This window comes from Galbibacter sp. (genome assembly GCF_048266365.1).
In the GTDB taxonomy this organism is placed as follows: domain Bacteria; phylum Bacteroidota; class Bacteroidia; order Flavobacteriales; family Flavobacteriaceae; genus Galbibacter.
Genome location: NZ_JBLWZP010000002.1, coordinates 422,533 through 440,939 on the forward strand (window position 1 = coordinate 422,533; position 18,407 = coordinate 440,939).

The 18,407-nt window shown below is 39.3% G+C and carries 15 protein-coding genes and 1 riboswitch; of the genes, 4 read left to right on the forward strand and 11 right to left on the reverse strand.

Features of this window, described 5'->3' with window-relative positions; translation table 11 throughout:
- Positions 1-6 precede the first annotated feature (6 nt).
- Together ACN0TV_RS04820 and ACN0TV_RS04825 are read right to left on the reverse strand one after the other, a co-directional pair.
- Positions 7-459 carry a hypothetical protein gene (locus ACN0TV_RS04820; protein WP_417360660.1) on the reverse strand — a complete coding sequence of 151 codons (453 nt, stop codon included), beginning with the start codon at positions 457-459 and terminating at the stop codon, positions 7-9.
- Positions 443-955, reverse strand: a complete 513-nt coding sequence (locus tag ACN0TV_RS04825) for an RNA polymerase sigma factor (RefSeq protein ID WP_417360662.1) — start codon at positions 953-955, stop codon at positions 443-445. The genes ACN0TV_RS04820 and ACN0TV_RS04825 overlap by 17 nt, the downstream gene beginning before the upstream one ends.
- A 185-nt stretch (positions 956-1,140) precedes the next feature.
- On the opposite strand from ACN0TV_RS04825, the gene ACN0TV_RS04830 reads away from it, so the two are divergent.
- On the forward strand, positions 1,141-2,637 hold the full coding sequence (locus ACN0TV_RS04830) for a S41 family peptidase (RefSeq protein ID WP_417360664.1): 1,497 nt from the start codon (positions 1,141-1,143) through the stop codon (positions 2,635-2,637).
- A gap of 118 nt (positions 2,638-2,755) precedes the next feature.
- Here ACN0TV_RS04830 and ACN0TV_RS04835 read toward each other — a convergent pair whose 3' ends face one another.
- Positions 2,756-4,627: a TonB-dependent receptor plug domain-containing protein gene (locus ACN0TV_RS04835; RefSeq protein ID WP_417360666.1), complete on the reverse strand. Its 1,872-nt coding sequence runs from the start codon at positions 4,625-4,627 to the stop codon at positions 2,756-2,758.
- A gap of 69 nt (positions 4,628-4,696) precedes the next feature.
- A riboswitch (cobalamin riboswitch) is annotated at positions 4,697-4,934 on the reverse strand.
- A 92-nt stretch (positions 4,935-5,026) separates the two neighbouring features.
- On the opposite strand from ACN0TV_RS04835, the gene ACN0TV_RS04840 reads away from it, so the two are divergent.
- The 3 genes from ACN0TV_RS04840 to ACN0TV_RS04850 are packed head-to-tail and all read left to right on the forward strand — an operon-like array spanning position 5,027 to position 8,041.
- Positions 5,027-6,211, forward strand: a complete 1,185-nt coding sequence (locus ACN0TV_RS04840; RefSeq protein WP_417360668.1) for an ABC transporter substrate-binding protein — start codon at positions 5,027-5,029, stop codon at positions 6,209-6,211.
- Complete coding sequence (locus ACN0TV_RS04845; RefSeq protein WP_417360670.1) at positions 6,208-7,239, forward strand: FecCD family ABC transporter permease; 1,032 nt, start codon at positions 6,208-6,210, stop codon at positions 7,237-7,239. Before ACN0TV_RS04840 ends, ACN0TV_RS04845 begins: the two co-directional genes overlap by 4 nt.
- Before the next feature lie 10 nt (positions 7,240-7,249).
- Positions 7,250-8,041, forward strand: a complete 792-nt coding sequence (locus ACN0TV_RS04850) for an ABC transporter ATP-binding protein (RefSeq protein ID WP_417360954.1) — start codon at positions 7,250-7,252, stop codon at positions 8,039-8,041.
- On the opposite strand, the gene ACN0TV_RS04855 is transcribed toward ACN0TV_RS04850, so the two are convergent.
- The 8 genes from ACN0TV_RS04855 to ACN0TV_RS04890 form a co-directional block, all read right to left on the reverse strand.
- Entirely contained in the window at positions 8,034-8,882 is an 849-nt protein-coding gene (locus tag ACN0TV_RS04855) for an endonuclease/exonuclease/phosphatase family protein (RefSeq protein WP_417360672.1), read from the reverse strand. The genes ACN0TV_RS04850 and ACN0TV_RS04855 overlap by 8 nt on opposite strands.
- Positions 8,883-9,154: 272 nt before the next feature.
- Positions 9,155-9,622: a GLPGLI family protein gene (locus tag ACN0TV_RS04860; protein ID WP_417360673.1), complete on the reverse strand. Its 468-nt coding sequence runs from the start codon at positions 9,620-9,622 to the stop codon at positions 9,155-9,157.
- Between the two features lie 379 nt (positions 9,623-10,001).
- Complete coding sequence (locus ACN0TV_RS04865) at positions 10,002-11,684, reverse strand: sulfatase (RefSeq protein ID WP_417360675.1); 1,683 nt, start codon at positions 11,682-11,684, stop codon at positions 10,002-10,004.
- Positions 11,685-11,784: 100 nt separating this feature from the next.
- A complete protein-coding gene (gene bglX, locus ACN0TV_RS04870; RefSeq protein ID WP_417360677.1) occupies positions 11,785-14,058 on the reverse strand; it encodes a beta-glucosidase BglX in 2,274 nt (757 codons plus the stop codon).
- A gap of 56 nt (positions 14,059-14,114) precedes the next feature.
- Positions 14,115-14,906, reverse strand: a complete 792-nt coding sequence (locus tag ACN0TV_RS04875) for a prolyl oligopeptidase family serine peptidase (protein WP_417360678.1) — start codon at positions 14,904-14,906, stop codon at positions 14,115-14,117.
- A gap of 4 nt (positions 14,907-14,910) precedes the next feature.
- Complete coding sequence (locus ACN0TV_RS04880; protein WP_417360680.1) at positions 14,911-15,891, reverse strand: metallophosphoesterase; 981 nt, start codon at positions 15,889-15,891, stop codon at positions 14,911-14,913.
- A gap of 2 nt (positions 15,892-15,893) precedes the next feature.
- The gene (locus ACN0TV_RS04885; RefSeq protein WP_417360681.1) at positions 15,894-17,279 is read right to left on the reverse strand and encodes a glucoamylase family protein; all 1,386 of its coding nucleotides are present in this window, start codon (positions 17,277-17,279) and stop codon (positions 15,894-15,896) included.
- 25 nt (positions 17,280-17,304) lie between these two features.
- Positions 17,305-18,393, reverse strand: a complete 1,089-nt coding sequence (locus ACN0TV_RS04890; RefSeq protein WP_417360683.1) for a LamG domain-containing protein — start codon at positions 18,391-18,393, stop codon at positions 17,305-17,307.
- Positions 18,394-18,407 lie beyond the last annotated feature (14 nt).

Genomic DNA, 18,407 nt, shown 5'->3' on the forward strand with positions numbered 1-18,407 from the left:
TTATTTTTAATTATCCAAAATAAATCGGTTAGTGTTTTTTTCAAATTCCTCCAGATAACTAGCTCCCTCTACTCCTTTTTTAAAATTATTCGTAAATAAAGAGATGGCCATCTGTGCAGATTGAATTTCTTCCTCTGTAAAGCCCTGCGCATAAAGCTTATCATAAGGGGAAGAAGGTTCTTCACTGCCAAAATAAATACCAAAAGCAAGTACGGCAACAGCGGCGACGCTAGCCCAAGCTAAATAAAAGCGATTCTTTCTAGGTTTTGTTGGGAGTTCGCGTGTACTTCGTTCTTCTTTGGCTATGGAAAAATAATTAAACATCGCACTGTAATGCTGCAAGTGTGATGCTACATCACCCTGGGTGAAATAGTCCCTTAACTCCATTTCTTCAGCAACAGTGGTTGTAGCTTCCAAATATCTTTCCAATAATTTTTCTATCCTACTTACTGATTCCATAACTGTGTGTTTTTGTCAATTCCTCTCGCACTGCCTTTCGCGCCCTTGATAAGGTAACACGAACCGCGGTAGCTTTCATTCCTAACATTTCTTCTATTTCATTAAATTCATATTGCTCTACATCCCTTAATTGCAACACCATACGTTGCTGCTCAGGGAGCTCATTCATAATTTTACTCATCCAATGCAAACTATCGCGAGCCTCTATACTGCTCTGTAGTGAAACACTCTCATCCGTGTAATTGGAGTGAACGAGTTTTAAATTTCCAGCCTGTTTAGACTTTAACCGATCCAAACAATAATTCTTGGTCATCGTCACGGCAAAAGCTTCTACATTGTTGTACTGTTCCATCTGTTTTTTATTATTCCACAACTTCATCAGTACTTCCTGTGTTGCATCCTCAGCTTCCTCTCTGGAAACTAACAATCGTTTAGCAAGGCGGAACAACTTATCCCTAAATGGCATTACTGTATGTAAAAACTCCGTTTGCTGCATTTTATTGGTTGCTTAATACTTGTTTTATCGGGTTCTAAAATGTAGACGACTATGAGTAACTTTTGTTACAATTTATTTTTTTAATTCGCCAAATGTAAGTAATCTTACATATATAACTATAAAATTACTAAGGCCTCGAATCAATAAATATTGATTTCCAGCGTTTTACCTCAAATAACCAAAATATGAAAAACAAATTAAAAAACTCTTGGATACTCCTTCTTTTACTTGCACTAAGCATTAGCTGTAGTAAAGACGATGATGATATCGACGACCCTGTTACTGGAAAAGTAGAGCTCAACAGTGAAATTAATGACTTTATTTGGAAAGGGATGAATTATTGGTATTACTATCAGAGCCAAGTCGATGACCTCGCAGATACCAAGGATGACAATCAAGATAACTATTACACTTATTTAAATGAGTATTCAAATCCTCAAGAACTCTTCAACGATTTGGTGTATACTCAAGAGGATGACTTCTCATGGTATATAGAAGATGTAGAAGCACAAGCCAATGCCTTTAGAGGTATTTCTGAGTCGTATGGTATAAATCTGGGATTTGCGGTCTATGCAGATCAGAGCCAGACCGATGTTTTTGTTTATGTCGGCTATGTCTCTAAGAATTCTCCTGCAAGTGAAGCCGGTATTGAGCGTGGAGATCTGATTTACAGCGTTAACGGAACAACCCTCAATGCAGATAATTTTTCCATAATTAATAAATTGTATACAGAAAGCTCCATCTCCTTAGGTTTTGCTGAGATTGTAGATAATGCTATCATATACGATGAAAATGATATCTCTCTAACACCGGTGGTTATCAATGAAAATCCAGTATACTACCACGACATTATTGAGACCGGTGGTGCTAAAATAGGCTATTTGGTCTACAACAGCTTTGTACATACCTATCACCAAGAACTCAATGATGTGTTTGCAGAGTTTAAAAGTCAAAACATTAACGAGTTGGTATTGGATCTACGTTATAATGGTGGAGGCTCTGTAGTAACTTCCGCATTTTTAGCCAGTATGATCGATGGAAATGTTACAAATAATAAGACATTCGCCAACCTGGTATACAATCAAAAAAGAGATGCGGATGAAGGTGCAATATATCCCTTTTTTGATCAGGGTTGGTTATACGATAAATCTACTGGAGATTATACTGCAGATTTTGACATAAACAGACTTACAACACTTAACCGTGTATATGTCATCGTTACAGAATATACAGCTTCTGCGAGCGAGATGATTATCAACGGACTTCGCCCCTATATGGATGTTTTTGTTGTAGGAGGTACTACCGTTGGGAAAAATGAAGGTTCCATCACTGTTTATGATTCTAAAGAGGACTTCACTAGTTCAGAAAACAGAAATCCAAATCACAATGTCGGAATGCAACCTATAGTATTTCAGATAACTAATAGTAATAATGAGAGTGATTACGATGATGGCTTTACACCTGACCTTGAGATAGACGAGTCCATGTTTGCTGCTTCGATTAAACCCTTTGGAGATCCAGAGGAGCAACTTCTTAAAAAAGCAATCGACAATATTACAGGCGTAAGTGCAAAACAAAGCTTGTTCAGCACAACCAGCCTTCAAAAGCTTGGTAAGGTCAAGGGACCGAAGTTTAGTACGGAGATGTATATGCTTCCTTCAGACCTCGATCGTCTAAAATAGGAAAACAATTAATCCCACATAAGGATATAAAAAATCGAGTAGGCCTTAAATTTCTTAAAGGCACTACTCGATTGTTTTTTGGGTATTGTAGTAGGGACTAACCCAATTGAACTTTAAATTATAAAGTCAATCGAAATCCCAAACGTACGTTTCGACCTCTAGTGGTGTATCCCACGAGTTCCTGATAATCTTCATTAGTAATGTTATCCAGGTTTAAAAACATGCTAAATTGATCAGAGAACTGATGGTTCGCACTGAAGTTAAGTAGTGAAAAAGCATCGAGTTCCACATTTTCAAAAGTATCAAAATCAGTATCCGATCGCGCTCCGGTATATTGGTAACTAAGTCCGAGCCCGGTTGTTGAAAATAACTGATAGTTTACACCTGCATTTGCCTTATGTTTTGGTATTCTCAAGACCACCTTATCCCTGTTTTCAGTAAAGGTGTAATTTGCAGTGATCAGCAATTTAGCTATAGGCTCATAGGAAGCCTCTAGCTCCAGGCCATGTACAGTAAAGCGATCCTCAACATTGACATACATCCACTGCCCAGTCTCAATTGCTATCATATAATCAATAAAATTCTCTTCTTCGCGATTAAAGTACAGTGCGCTCCATCTAAACTGCTCGCTTTGAAATTCCACTCCACCTTCAAGAGTATGATTTTCTTCAGGTTTTAAATCTGGATTTGCTCCAAAGGCACCAAACAACTGTGGAAGGGTCGGCGCTATATATGAACTACTGTATGATCCAAGGAATTTTAAATAACTCGAATCAAGTTTAAGAGTATAAGAAGGATTGAAATTATAGGTAAAATGGCTACCGTACTCACTGTGATTATTCCATCTCCCGCCGAGGTTAAGATTCAGACCAAAGTCAGATACCCACACCACATTGGCATAAGGATCTGTAGTAGTAAAATCGGTATCAGCACCCAAGGTGGCTTGTCGTTTTATATAGTTCAACCCGATAATAGTATAAAACTTATCATTAAAGCTGTACTTATTATAGGCATCTACTACAGTGCTTTTAGCAGCGTAGGCATTTGGATATTCTGAGTAAATATCACGATGAATCTCATTAAAGGAGGCATTGATATTGAATTGACCATTGTTATAACGATACTCCGGTGATATGGTCACTCTATACTGCTCACTTTGGGAGTAGTTATCATTATCCCCCATAGGTGAGGCGGCATCAAAATCGGCTTTAAACTTATCATAATACCCTAGTATATTTACAGAAAGACGGTCTGAGAACTGATAACCAAAATTGACATTGGTGTTTATTCTGTTAAACGGATCCTTCTCCTCTCCGATTACAGCAGACAAACCATCGGTATATTGATGACCAAAGCCAACCAAATAGCTAAACTTATCCAACCGTCCATTGACATTCAGGTTGTTTCTAAAATCAGTAATCGAATAGTCGCTTTCATCAGAAGATTGATTACTCCCAATGCTACTTTGGAAGCTAGCCGAAATTCTTTCAGACCCTGCCTTTTTTGTTTTGATATTAATTACTGCAGTGGCAGCACTATTTCCGTACAAAGTACTCGCAGCACCTTTTAGGATTTCTACGGATTCAATACTCGCCGGATCGACGAGTTTTAAATCAAAATCACCGGCAACCTGTGAAGGGTCACTTACAGGAATACCATCAATTAAAAACAGTACTTGTCGATTGTTTCCGCCTCTAATGAGGTAGGATAGGTTTTGTCCGGCATTACTGCGACTCCCATTGATTTCGATACCACTTTTGGTATTGATAAGCTCCGCTAGGCTGCGTCCTTGATTTCTTTGCAGTTCCTCTGCAGTGATTGTTATAATGGTTTTACCAGAGTTTTCACGTTTTAATTCAAATCTGGAATCACTCACTACAACCGCTTCCAATTGGTTAACTTGTGTGTTTTCTAACCCACTGCTTTGCTGTGAGTAGCCCAGGGTGCAAATCAGACCCAGTGCACAAAAAGAAAGAATTCTTTTGTTCATTTTTTTAGTTCGTAAAAAGGGAAAAAAGTATGGAAATACCATACGCCAACTTTTATCCCGAAAGTTTGACAATATTTTTTGAATTTAGGCAGGTCTCCTGGCTTGCTTTTGTTTTGGTCAACCTTCCCATTCAAATACATGACTATTCGAACAGTGGTAATATAAAAGATACCAAAACACAAAAATTGCAGTAACACTTATAGCTACATAAAGCTTACAGTTGCGGGAACAGCTACGGATTTACACCGTATTCCCTTTTCATCCTTTTTGAATGTTCAAAAAAGGAACCATAAATTCGAGGCAAAAATAAACATTTTAAACAAGAGAAGCCATACAAGACAAATTAATCTTAATTTTACCCCTCGAAGCCGTGATAGAAAATATACAAATGTGCGTGTCATGATGAAATACCTTTACCTTTTACTTATTACACTACTTATCGGTTGTAATGAATCCTATCAAAAAACTAAAAATTCAGCTACAAAGGCTCCTTTAGCTTTGCAGGGTTATGAAGATGCCCTAACCCCAATACAATACGCACAGGGATTTGAAATAAAGACCCAGGGTTACATCACCTATGTACAAGTAAAATCTCCTTGGCCCAATGCCAAAGCCCCCTTTACCTACGCCCTGATCAGTAAGCAACATAAGAAAGAATTAAAAGACAGTCTGGACTACCTTCGATCTACCTTTGACGCTCTTATTTTCACCCCGGTTGACAAGGTGATAGCCACCTCAACTACCCAGATTCCCGCCTTTGAGCTCTTGGAGGTTTCAGATCATCTCATTGGGTTTCCAGGGACGGATTATATTTCATCACCTGCCATTAGAGCGCGGATTGAAAGTGGACAAATAAAAGAATTGGGCACCAATGAATCCTTAAACGAAGAAGTCATTATCACCTCAGGGGCCGATCTCTTCATAGGTTTTGGAGTTTCTAGTCAGAGTAAGAGCTATACTACCATATCAAAGGCAGGGCTTCCAGTGGTTTATAATGGTGACTGGGTGGAAGAAACACCGCTAGGAAAAGCAGAATGGATTAAGTTTATGGGTGCATTCTTCGAAAAACAACAAGAGGCCGATCACATATTTAACACCGTGGTAGATGAATATCATAAAGCAAAAAAATTAGCATTAAAGGCAACATCCCAACCCACTGTAATTAGCGGCTCGATGTTTAAAGACATTTGGTACGCTCCAGCTGGAGATAGCTGGCTTGCCCAATTCTTTAGTGACGCCAATGCAAATTATCTTTGGAAAGACACCGATGGTACAGGCAGTCTTTCTCTTAATTTCGAGACTGTGTTAATGAAGGCCAGAGCAACCGATTATTGGATTGGCTCAGGACAATTCACCAATTATAGTCAGTTAAAACAAACAAATCCACATTACGAGCAATTTGAATTCTTTAAGCAAAAGAACATCTTTACCTATGCATTGAGCATTGGAGATAAGGGTGGAATGCTGTATTATGAACTAGCACCTACACGTCCAGACATGGTTTTAAAAGATATAATTCATATTTTACACCCCGATTTATTGCCCGATTACACCACAGTATTCTTTAAACCTTTGCAACCTTGAATACCTCAAAATCATATTACCCTTCACTATTCATAGTAGGCTTACTCCTTATCGTAAGTTTTTTTCTGAATTTAAGCCTGGGCTCAGTAAGTGTTCCTCCTAAAGAGGTGTTCTACGCTTTATTGGACCAGCCTGTAGCCAATGAATCTTGGAGGTATATCATTGTCAACTATCGGCTTCCGAAGTCGCTAACTGCAATTCTGGTAGGTAGTGGCTTATCCCTTAGTGGACTTTTAATGCAAACACTTTTTAGAAACCCGCTTGCAGGTCCTTTTGTATTGGGTATAAGTTCAGGGGCGAGCTTGGGTGTTGCTTTATTGATAATGGGTACATCCATTTTTGGCGGAGCTATCGGAATAGGACTTGGTTATTCTGCAGGTACTATTATCGCTGCGACTATAGGTAGTTTTTTAGTCTTATTAGCCATTATGATTGTGGCAAGTGCTGTTAAAGATACCATGACGCTATTAATTATTGGATTAATGTTTGGTAGCATTACCAGTTCAGTGGTGAGTGTATTATCTTATTTTACAGAAAAAGAACAGCTTCAACAATATATATTTTGGTCCTTCGGAAGTTTGGGAAATCTAAGCTGGAATCAATTGCTGTTATTGACCATATTGATTGTACTCGGAATACTGATTGCCGTTAGCTGTATCAAGCCACTCAATGCATTTTTACTTGGAGAGCATTATGCCTCGAGCATGGGAATTGACGTCAAAAAATCCAGGTATTTAATTATTATTGCCACTAGTTTATTGGCAGGAAGTATAACAGCCTTTGCAGGCCCGATAGCCTTTATCGGCCTAGCCGTACCACACCTTAGCAGACAGCTATTTCCGACGCAGAATCACAAAACAATGATCCCGGCGACCATAGGTTTTGGAGCTATGATCATGTTGTTATGTGATACGGTAGCACAGCTACCCGGAAGCACATTAACCCTACCCATTAATGCCATTACATCCTTAGTTGGTGCTCCTGTGATTATTTGGTTATTGGTTAGAAAACGCAAAATGATATTTTAAATTACAGCCTATCAAAACGAAAACAACACATAGCGTCATTAAGTCCGTAGATTTACAAATCGGATATCACCATAAATCTGTAGTCAACACCGTGGCGCAACACATTAATTTTGATGTGCACTCCGGTGAATTGGTAGCCGTTGTAGGAACAAATGGTATTGGAAAGTCAACACTGCTGAGAACACTTTCTGATTTACAACCAAAGCTGTCGGGTGAAATCTTACTTAACAGTACCCCATTGTCGAGGTACAAAGCTAACCAGCTTGCCAGACAACTAAGTATTGTACTTACTGAAGGAATCCCAACTAAAAACCTCAGCGTATTGGAGGTGATTGCCTTAGGCAGACAACCTTATACAAACTGGATCGGTAATTTAAGCGACTCAGACATAGAACTCGTAAAAACGGTGTTGAAGGATACCGGGCTTAATGATCTTCAAGATAAAAAATGTTACCAACTCAGTGATGGACAGTTTCAAAGGGTTATGATTGCAAGAGCTCTTGCCCAGGACACCTCCCTAATTCTATTGGATGAACCCACAACGCATTTGGATATTTATCACAAAGCCTATGTGTTGAAATTATTAAAAAACATTGCCAAAACAACCGCCAAATCAATAGTGTTTTCCACTCATGAAATTGCCTTGGCCCTACAACTATGTGATAAAATATTAATTCTTCAAAAAGAAAAATCAAGTTTTGGCACTCCCAAGCAGCTCATACAACAGGGAAGTTTCTCCGATTTATTTGAAAGTGATCTTATCAGTTTTGATCCCCAAAGTGCAAGTTTCAAAATCAATTAACTTCCTGCGAATCAAAGTCCAGATCTACCAGTACAGGAAAGTGATCTGAAGGATATTTACAGTTTTGTGAATCACTTAAAATTCCACTCTTAAGCACCTTAAACCCATTTTCAGAAATAAATACATAATCGATTTTTTCGGTCACCGGTTTCTCAAAGTGAAAGCCATTAAAGGTTCCTTTAGGTCCAAATGCATTATCTCCGGCTACCGTATGAGTATCTAGCATCTGATCAGTGATTATTTGAATTCCCTTTTCATTGTCCGTTAAATTAAAATCCCCAGTGAGTACCACTGCCCTATTTTCTTTATTGACTTCTTTTATTTTTTGAAGTATCAACTTCGAACTCTCCAATCGTGCAACATCTCCTCTATGGTCGAAATGGGTGTTGAACACCCAAAAACTATGATCTGAGTCTTTATCCTTAAACAAGGCATAAGTACAGATTCTATTCAAAGCAGCATCCCATCCTTTGGAAGGTTTGTCCGGAGTAGGTGAAAGCCAAAAGGTTCCCTGTTTTACAACCATTAATTCATCCGTATTGTAAAAAATAGCAGAGTATTCTCCTTCAGTATTTCCTTTATCTCGACCTATACCAACGTAATCATAAGGTTTCAGAACTGACTTTATATCCTCGAGCTGATGGTGTAAGCCTTCTTGGGTTCCAATGACATCTACATCGTAATAATTCAGTTGCGAAATTAGAAATGCTTTGCGATTTTCCCAGTTGTTGGCTGTATCCGAAGGGTTGTCATATTTGATATTATATGACATGACTTTAAGATCCTGTGCGCTGACTACCCCGCAGATTAGTGTCGCTAAAATAAAATTTAAAATTCTCATGTGAAGTCGTTTCGTTATCGTAAAATTTATCGCTTCTCAAATATACCAATCCTTATTTTAGATTCCGTGAAATCTGCTGGTTTTATTGACTACTTATCCCCCATATTCTTTTTTGGCATCTTCCGTCATTTCTTTAATTCAACCATGAACTACTTCCTGGGTTAGTACCTTCCCATTCTCTCCTAATCTCTTTATTTTAATAGCCTTATCATCAGGGTCTAGATCAATCTTTGTAGCAGTTAAAGTAAACTTATCTCGCACTATCTGCAATATTAGTCCGGGTAAACCGCTATAACGTGAAGCCCAAAACTAATTGGGATTTCAGGTGTAAACCATGCTATTGCATCCCTGTTATAATAAAATCCCTGTCGACTAAATAATCGTTCTACAGCGGTCGTCTTATAACACAAATACCTCCCGATCTTTTTAGTCTCTTGTGTTATTTCCCATTCTAAAGGTTTATTGGCAACATCTCCAAAAGTAAGACTAGAGTAGATCAAAGAATGCGTTGCATTATTCGTATAATAAGGGCTAGTGTCAGAATTACTTCCGATATTATATCCTTTTTCATCCAAAGAAGGGATTAAATAATAGTAGGATTCTTCATTATTAAAGTTCAATTCAAAATCTTCTGGAGTAGCATTTCGGTATTCTTGTATCACAAGTTGCTTGATATGCATTGGAACTTCTTTTTTTGACTCTACAGCTTTGGTAAAACTTTCGATGTATTTCTCATTCATAACACCGGTGTTTTCATGGAAAAAATATTTAACGGTCAACAAGCTTTTAGTACTTATTAATAAGAAAATCCGTAGCGATTTCGTTGTAACTAAATCAACTATTTCAATAGTATTTGCTCTGACACATAGACCCTAATCTTAATAATTGATCGATATCAATATTAGAAAAACATCTCAAACAACCAACTTTTGAACTACAATATGATAAATAAAGTCAATATGGAGAACAGAATTAATCAATTTATCACCTATGGGTCCACGACTATAGTAATTCGACAATCCATCAAAAGGGATATGTTTTGGATCTTTAAAGGAAAATTGAACAACTAATACAATAGAGAATTTGACCTTATAAAACAATTATAACCGGAAATATTCATTATTCTAGCGGAGTTCCTCTTAGACGTTCAAAATTTTTATAAGCTTGATCCACTTTTTTCTTTGGTGCTTTTTCAAATTCCTTTTCCGTTACCTTATACACCTTTTGAAGAGAATCTAACGTCTTGTGCATTGCCTTAATAACACTTTGGTATTTTGGATCATCAATAGCATTGTGCAGCTCCTTAGGATCTTCCTTTAAATCATAAAATTCCCAAGTATCGATATCATCATAGAAGTGCATCAATTTATAACGCTTGGTCTTTACACCATAATGTTTTTTAACCATGTGAAATGCTGGATAATCATAATAATGATAGTAAATAGCATCCCTAAAATCATTCTCCGAAATCTTTCCTTCGAGTAAGGGTTTTAAGGATTTACCTTGCATTCCACGGGTCAAGGAATCACCTGCCTCAGCATAATCTAAAAAAGTTTGAGCAAAGTCTAAGTTCTGGGTTAAAGCACTTACTTCAGTTCCCGCTTTTATTTTGTTTGGATACTGAATCATAAAAGGCGTCCTAAAGGATTCTTCATACATAAAACGCTTGTCGAAAAACCCTTTTTCCCCGAGGTAGAATCCTTGATCAGAGGTATAAACTACAATGGTATTTTCCATTAAACCATTCTCCTGAAGAAAATCAAGTACCTCTCCTACACCATCATCAACGGCTTTTACGGTAGCTAGATATTCTTGGAGGTACCGCTGTAATTTCCATTCCGCCAACTCCTTTCCCTTTAGATCAGCTTTCCAAAAGGCATTATTCTTTGGAAGATAGGCTTTATTCCAAGTAGCTCTTTGCTCCTCACTCATGCGATCAAAGTCATTAGTCCACGGATTGTTGGATAACTCCGTACTTCCATAACCCTTACTTAATTTCAGGTCATGACCCTCATACATATCTTTATAGATTGTTTGAAGTTGTTGCTGTGCAGCTATTTGATTTTCATGGGTATCGAAATACGTATCAGGAACCGGAAATGTTATCGAATCAAATGCATTTAGATGCCGCAGCGCAGGCATAAAGTTGCGATGCGGTGCTTTGTGGTGTAACATCATAAAGAATGGCTTCTTTTGGTCCCTACTGTTTTCTAACCATTGCAGAGCTTCCTTAGTAATTATGTCGGTTGCATAACCCGGAACGCGTATGGTGTCACCCATCCTAATAAAGTCAGGGTTGTAGTAGTGCCCTTGATCTTCTATGATATTCCAATAATCAAAGCCTTGAGGATACCCGTACAAATGCCACTTGCCGATCAAGGCCGTTTGATAACCTATGCTTTTTAACTTTTTTGGCAAGGTAGGCTGATTACCATTAAAACGTTCTCCGTTTTGACGAAAACCATTAAGGTGACTGTGCTTTCCTGTTAGAATCACAGCTCGACTCGGCCCGCAAATTGAGTTGGTATTATACATGTGGGTAAACAAAGCGCCATTCTCAGCAATTCGATCGATGTTTGGAGTGGGTGCCAACTGACTCAGTTCACTACCATAAGCACTTATGGCCTGATATGCATGGTCGTCAGACATGATAAATAAAATGTTTGGTCGGCTAGGCCGAGTCTCTTCAGAGGTAGTTCCTGACTCTTTCTCTTTTGTATTTGTTTGACATGAACCTGCAAAAATCAATAGCCCTGCAATTAAAAAGAAGGCAACTGTTCTTATCGTCTTAAAGTATTTCATATTCAAGTGTTTACTGTTCTATTCGTTTGTATAAACTGCCCCTCTATAACTACATCGCGGATAAAGGTGGCAATAACATCGTAAAAATTAATTTGAGATTCTATCGTAGAATAAAGGATTTCATTAACAAAGCGTTAGAATCTTCGCCTACAAATACCTCAAAGACTCCTGGCTCCGCAATAAATTCCAATCGATTGTTGTAAAACTTTAAATCATCTGGCTGTAAGGTGATGCTAACCGTTTTCTCTTCTCCCTTTTTAAGAAACACTTTTTTAAAAGCCTTTAAGGTACGCTTGGGTGGGGTAATACTTCGAACAACATCCCTTAAGTAAAGTTGTACCACCGTGGCACCATCGTAATCTCCTGAATTTTTAACTTGAACAGAAACCTCAAGGGGTTCATTCGCAGAGATTTCATCCTTGCTCAATCGTAGAGCTGAGTATTCAAAAGTGGTATAACTGAGTCCATAACCAAAAGGCAGTAGTGGTGTATTGGGCAGATCCAAATAATTGGATCTAAACTTTTGAAACTCTTTAGTATCACCGGCAGGTCTACCTGTGTTTTTCATACTGTGGTATATCGGAATTTGCCCCACAGATCTTGGCCAAGTCGCTGTTAGCTTTCCTGAAGGATTGTAATTACCGAACAGTACATCTGCAATAGCATTACCCGCTTCAACCCCAGGGTGCCATACCTGTAAAATACTAATGGGCATTTCGAACTCCTCACTAATATTTAAGGGTCTACCGCTCATCAGTACAAGAATTAAGGGTTTTCCTGTGCTTTCTAAAGCTCGAATTAATTTTTTTTGTGGCTCAGGAATACGAATATCGGTACGACTAGCTGCCTCGCCACTCATTTCGGTGGCTTCACCAACTACAGCTACAACAACATCGGCATTTTCGACCTTTGCCATGGCTTCTTGTAACAACTCCTCAGGGAAAGCCTCACTAATCATGACACGAGGGCCAAAAACATTGATTTTTTTAGCCATTTCAGGATCATCTACGATATTAGAACCCTTTGCATAATTGACTATTGCTGCAGGTGCAATATTGGCAATACCCTCTCTGACGGTAACGGCATACTTCACCTCTCCGGTCGGAGCCCATGTCCCCAACATATTATTTCTATTATCAGCCAAGGGTCCAACAAGAGCAATTTTAGCTGTTTTTGAAATTGGCAGTACTCCTGCATCATTTTTTAAAAGTACTGCTGATGCGGCAACGGCCTCTCTAGCGACCGCCCTGTTTTCAGGGGTCAATATATCTTTTTCAGCGCGGTTCTCATCGATATACCTATAAGGATCATCAAATAGTCCTAATTTATACTTGGCTTCTAATATCCTTCTACAGGCATTGGTAATGTCGATTTCTGTCACCTTTCCTTCTGCCAGTGATTTTTGAAGCGTACTGAGAAAACCCTCACCCACCATATCCATATCTAGCCCGGCATTTAAAGCCAAGGCAGAAACTGTCTGTAAATCACCTATGCCATGAGCAACCATTTCGTTTAAGGATGTATAATCGGAGACTACAAAACCATCAAAACCCCAGAGATTGCGCAATACATCGGTCAATAGCCACTTATTCCCGGTGGCAGGCACCCCATCCACATCATTAAATGAAGTCATCACCGAACCAACACCAGCATCAATTGCTGCCTTGTAAGGCGCCATATATTGATTGAACATTTTAAGATGACTCATATCGACCGAGTTATAATCTCTTCCAGCTTCTGAGGCGCCGTAAAGCGCAAAGTGCTTCACAGTAGCCATCATGGTATTTGAGGCAGTGAGATCATCACCTTGATAGCCCTTTACCATCGCTTTAGCTATGGCCGATCCCAAAAAAGGATCTTCGCCGGAACCCTCAGCCATCCTCCCCCATCGAGGGTCGCGGGAGATGTCTACCATGGGAGAAAAATTCCAGTTAATACCATCAGCTGTAGCTTCTTTTGCTGCGATTTGAGCGGTATGTTTTATCAGTTCCATATCCCAACTTGAGGCCAAGCCGAGTGGAATCGGAAAGATTGTTTTATAACCGTGAATAATATCAAAACCAAATAGTAAAGGGATTCCTAAACGGGAATTTTTAACGGCGAGTTCTTGAGCCATTCTGATCTTCTCAGGACCCGAAACTCCAAATAATCCACCAACATTACCGGCCTTTATTTTTTTCTCCACATTACGGCTGACCACCTCACCAGTAGCCACACCTCCGCCAGGGGTAACTAAATTTAGCTGCCCTATCTTCTCTTCCACTGTCATCTTACTCAGTAGCGCCTCAACCTCCGGTATGGATTCTGTGTTTTGTGCAATTAGGCTCAAACTACTACATAGACCAGCTATCGATAATATCATTAATCGTTTCATCCTGTGTTGTAATTTAATTTTTTTAAGCAGCAATAATTATCATGGTACTCTTTACCTTAGTTTTTAGGAGTACGTGTTTTTGAAAATAGCCAAGGTAAAAATTCCGGTTCGGCAAATGCAGAATCCCAGCTGTTATGCCTAGCATTTTCATAGAGGGTAAAATTCGGATACCCACCCGCCTCTAATAGGGCTTCAACCATTTCCAAAGAGTATAGTGGATTAACAACATCATCCTTGGCTCCATGAAATACCCACATCGGTACCTGGGCATATTTTTCTACCAAATCATCACTTCCTCCACCACAAATGGGAATTGCTGCAGCAAACGTCTGTGGCATTCTACCGAGGATTTCAAAGGTTCCCATACCGCCCATGGATAAGCCGGCGACATAAACTCTATCCTTATCCACATAAGATTTATCGAGTTGCTCTGAAAGCAACTCCATGACCAAACTTAAGGCTGTAGTTGGAGTCTTTTCTGGATGAAACTCCAATTTCACACCCTCTCCAGAGCGATCCACATCCACATTCGACCAATAATCGTCTCTTGGGCATTGTGGGAAGATGACAATGGCAGGAAATTCAGCTCTGTTTTCCACGGCAGCAAAAAGAGAACTTCCATGTATTAATTGTGCCTCATTATCACTTCCGCGCTCACCAGCGCCATGTAGAAACAGCACCAAGGGATAAACCTGGTCTTCTGAAAAATTATCAGGCCACAAAATTCGATAGTTTAAGGTATCTGTTCCTTTTACCAAACTAGCCTCTTTATACAATTGTTGTTGAGCCAACATTAATACCGGAAGGCATACCAATAGGCAGCTAAGCCATTTGTTTATAGAATTCATTTTATTAAAAGTTTATATTTTCAAAACTAAAATCTTGGGCGGTATCCTCTTTATAAGCATCTAACCACGGTGAATAGGTACTGACGGTTATTGTTTGCCCGCTAAGGTCTACCTTTACAATTCTCAAAAACCCATTGCCACCGTTCTTAGAGCCTTCCACCCCTTTTTGGTAATTGGCCAACATTTGATAAACCGTGTTGCCGTGATCACCCTTCGAAATTAGTGTACCTACCCCGGATTTTAAAATATGCCCACTGAAAACCATAAGTATTCCAGGGTGTTTTTTTACTAATTTATTCCAAAGTTGAACACCATTGTTTACCGACTCCTCACCGGAATCCTCACCTATGCCGTAGTCCTGTGGTTGCCACCAATGATCACCCCCGTGTAATGTGTTATCGTTATATAAATAGGCATGCGTATTGATAATGACTTTGGCATTGGGATGTGCTGAAATCAATTTATTTGCCCAATCAATCGTCTTATTTCTTGGCCCAAACTCCAATGAAAACACTAGCCATGTATAACCGCCTATTTTAAATTTGCTACAGAGATTATCCACAGTTCCTTCAGGAAAACTAGCAAACACATTATTATTTGCCTTCAATATCTTGAGGTCAAAATAGCTGTTGGCCTTTTTAGTATTGCGCACATCGGCAAATAACCCTTGAGCACTACCCATATCATGATTTCCTAAACTAAATGTATAGGGTACCTTAGCTTCTAACATATCAAATCCTTCTTTGGCAAGTCTCCACTCTTTCTCGGTATTATTTTGCGTGATGTCACCTTCGTGTATCACAAAAGAAAACCGATTTTTATTATCTGCAATCCACTGCATTTGACTTAAGTAAATATCAGGATAAGATTCCATATAGGACTGCGTATCCGGCAGAACAACAAATTCAAAACTTGTTTGTTGCGGATTGCAACCTAATACCAATATCAAGGCACCAATAAACACTACATGCCGAGTCCTTTTCATTACTATAAACTTGAATGGGTGAAGCCTAATTTTTCTAATCCATGTTGAACATCCTCATTTTTCATTAAAAGCTTCCATAACAAGCCCGTTCTATAATTCTCTATCATTACCGGTATCGGCCCTTGATCGATAGCCAAATAACGAGGAACATACCAGTCATCTTCAAGGCTAAAGGCATCGTATGGGCCGTATTTCCCTATCAACGAATCTTGTTGCTTATACATATATCTTAAAAACTGCATACTTTCCTTTGGGGTATATGGCATAGAGGATAGTGCAGCAGTAGGTGAAATCACCCCAAGATCCAAATCCCCTGGATGATGGCCTGCATAACCTTTCATCGAATAACTGGAGGTAAGTCCCCAACAGTTTTCACCATAACCCTCATAATTCTTTGGATTATCAACACAATACCTATATTGAATCAAGGCATGGTTACGATTTAAAGTCCAGTAATCAGCGTATTGATCTTTTAATCCTTTAGGATTAAGCCCTAGATACGAATAATGTGACCAAAACATTGGTCCAACAGGGTCACCATCATGCTCGTAATGATCGAGTATGGTCGGTAAATCATAGAAAGTAGTATCCTGGGTAATAGCCCCATTTCTGGCCCAACCTTGATCGTATACTTCTTTTGAAATCGGATGTGTAGGTGAGGCTGCAGCGAGTACATACATGATCAGACATTCATTGTATCCTCCAACAGGAAAGTTCATTTTCCAACCGTAGTTTTCCGACCAATGCCAGTACAATACATTTTCGCCCTTGGTATACCAGTCCCATTCAACCCCTTCATATAAAGTTTGAATGTCCTTTACGAGTTGTTGCTCCTGTTGGTTACCTCCCTTAAAATATTCAGCTACCGTTAATAGACCTTCCACCAAAAAGGCAGTCTCGACAAGGTCGCCGCCATCATCGTATGTACTAAAAGCTTTGGTCTTGCCTGTATTATCATCCAGCCAATGTGGCCAAGCCCCGTGAAAACGATCTGCTTTGGCTAAAAAATCAACAATTTTAATATAGCGCTGCAAAGCTTGCTCTCTACTGATATATCCTCGTTCAATACCCACAAGTATAGCCATCAAACCAAAACCACTTCCTCCAGTTGTTACAATATGTTTATCATCGGATGGGTATTCGCCATCCATATGGATACGTTCGGCTGCCAATCCGGAATTTGGCTGGGCACCATCCCAAAAGTAGTCAAAGGTTTGGCGTTGCACCTTGTCCATAAGTGCTATATCATCCTGGGTTGGGACAAATTCTTCTTGCTCGCCGGCTGGCGGAGATTGAGATTCTTTTGTGTCAGTTTCCTTTTTTGTTCTATTGTCACATCCCGCAATCACCAATGTGAACAAAAATATATATATCGTGTTTAAACGCATATCATTTCTATTTTTAACTAAGTTTTTATTGCAAATCCGCATTTTGAATTTCTAAAATTTCTTCTATTGTCAAGGCCTTGTTATATATTCGAAGCTCATCGATAAAACTCAAATCTGAAAGGTGACCCCATCCGGTAAATCGTGGTGCTCCAGATCCGATAGATAACAAATCACATCCAGTCCAATCAACACCGGTAATGGCCGCTTCTGCCACAAGGGTACCATCAATATAAACCTTGGCCGCATTACCGGAAATAGTAAAGGCCATCTGCACCCAATCTGTACCGGGAGCAAGATCAGCTGCAGCTCCTCCATCTACCCACGAATCAGCCGTTCCATTACCCACATTAAGTTTAAAACGCTGATTACCACTAGCACCTTCTCTAAAGAATCGGAATCCGCTAGTTCTGTTGTTTTGAGCATCCGGATTTTCGGTGTCTTGGGGACCTATAACTAAAATACCAGCACGATCCGGGATTGCATTTAATTTATACCAGAACGTTGCACTGATCTCCTCAAAGAGTATACCTTCAGTAGGAAAGCTCACATAGGAATCTACAGCCCCGGCTAAAGCATTTGGTCCCAAGACGCTCTCACCTGCAAATCCAATAGAGCCCACAGCCGTTCCACTGGTTACACTAACGAGCTCTGCAAAATCTCCATTAAACGGCATATAAAAAATTTCACCATCATAGCGGGGCTTATAAGCCTCTTTTTTCACAAACGAAATGGTTTGCGTGGTTTCTTTACCCTCAATGTCGGTTGCACTAACCGATAGGCTATGGTCCCCGTTTTCCAAATTAGGATACACGAGATCATCTACAGCAAACTTTCTATAATCCTTAAAATCACTATAGTTACCAATGACGCTCCCATCCATACTTACCACCACGGCGTTTAGCTCAATATCATCTTCTACTTCAAATTTAATGGTGATTGGAACCACGTCTTCTTTGACCTGAATTTCCAATCCGGCTGCCGGATAATCAATGGCAACTACAGGTGGGGCCATATCGTGCCCCGGTGCTACCTCCTTAATGGAGTCGATACCTTGATCACAGCTAAAAAATAGCACAACTGCAGCAAGGCTCAATAGAAATATAATACGTTTCATGTTGTAGTTTTTAA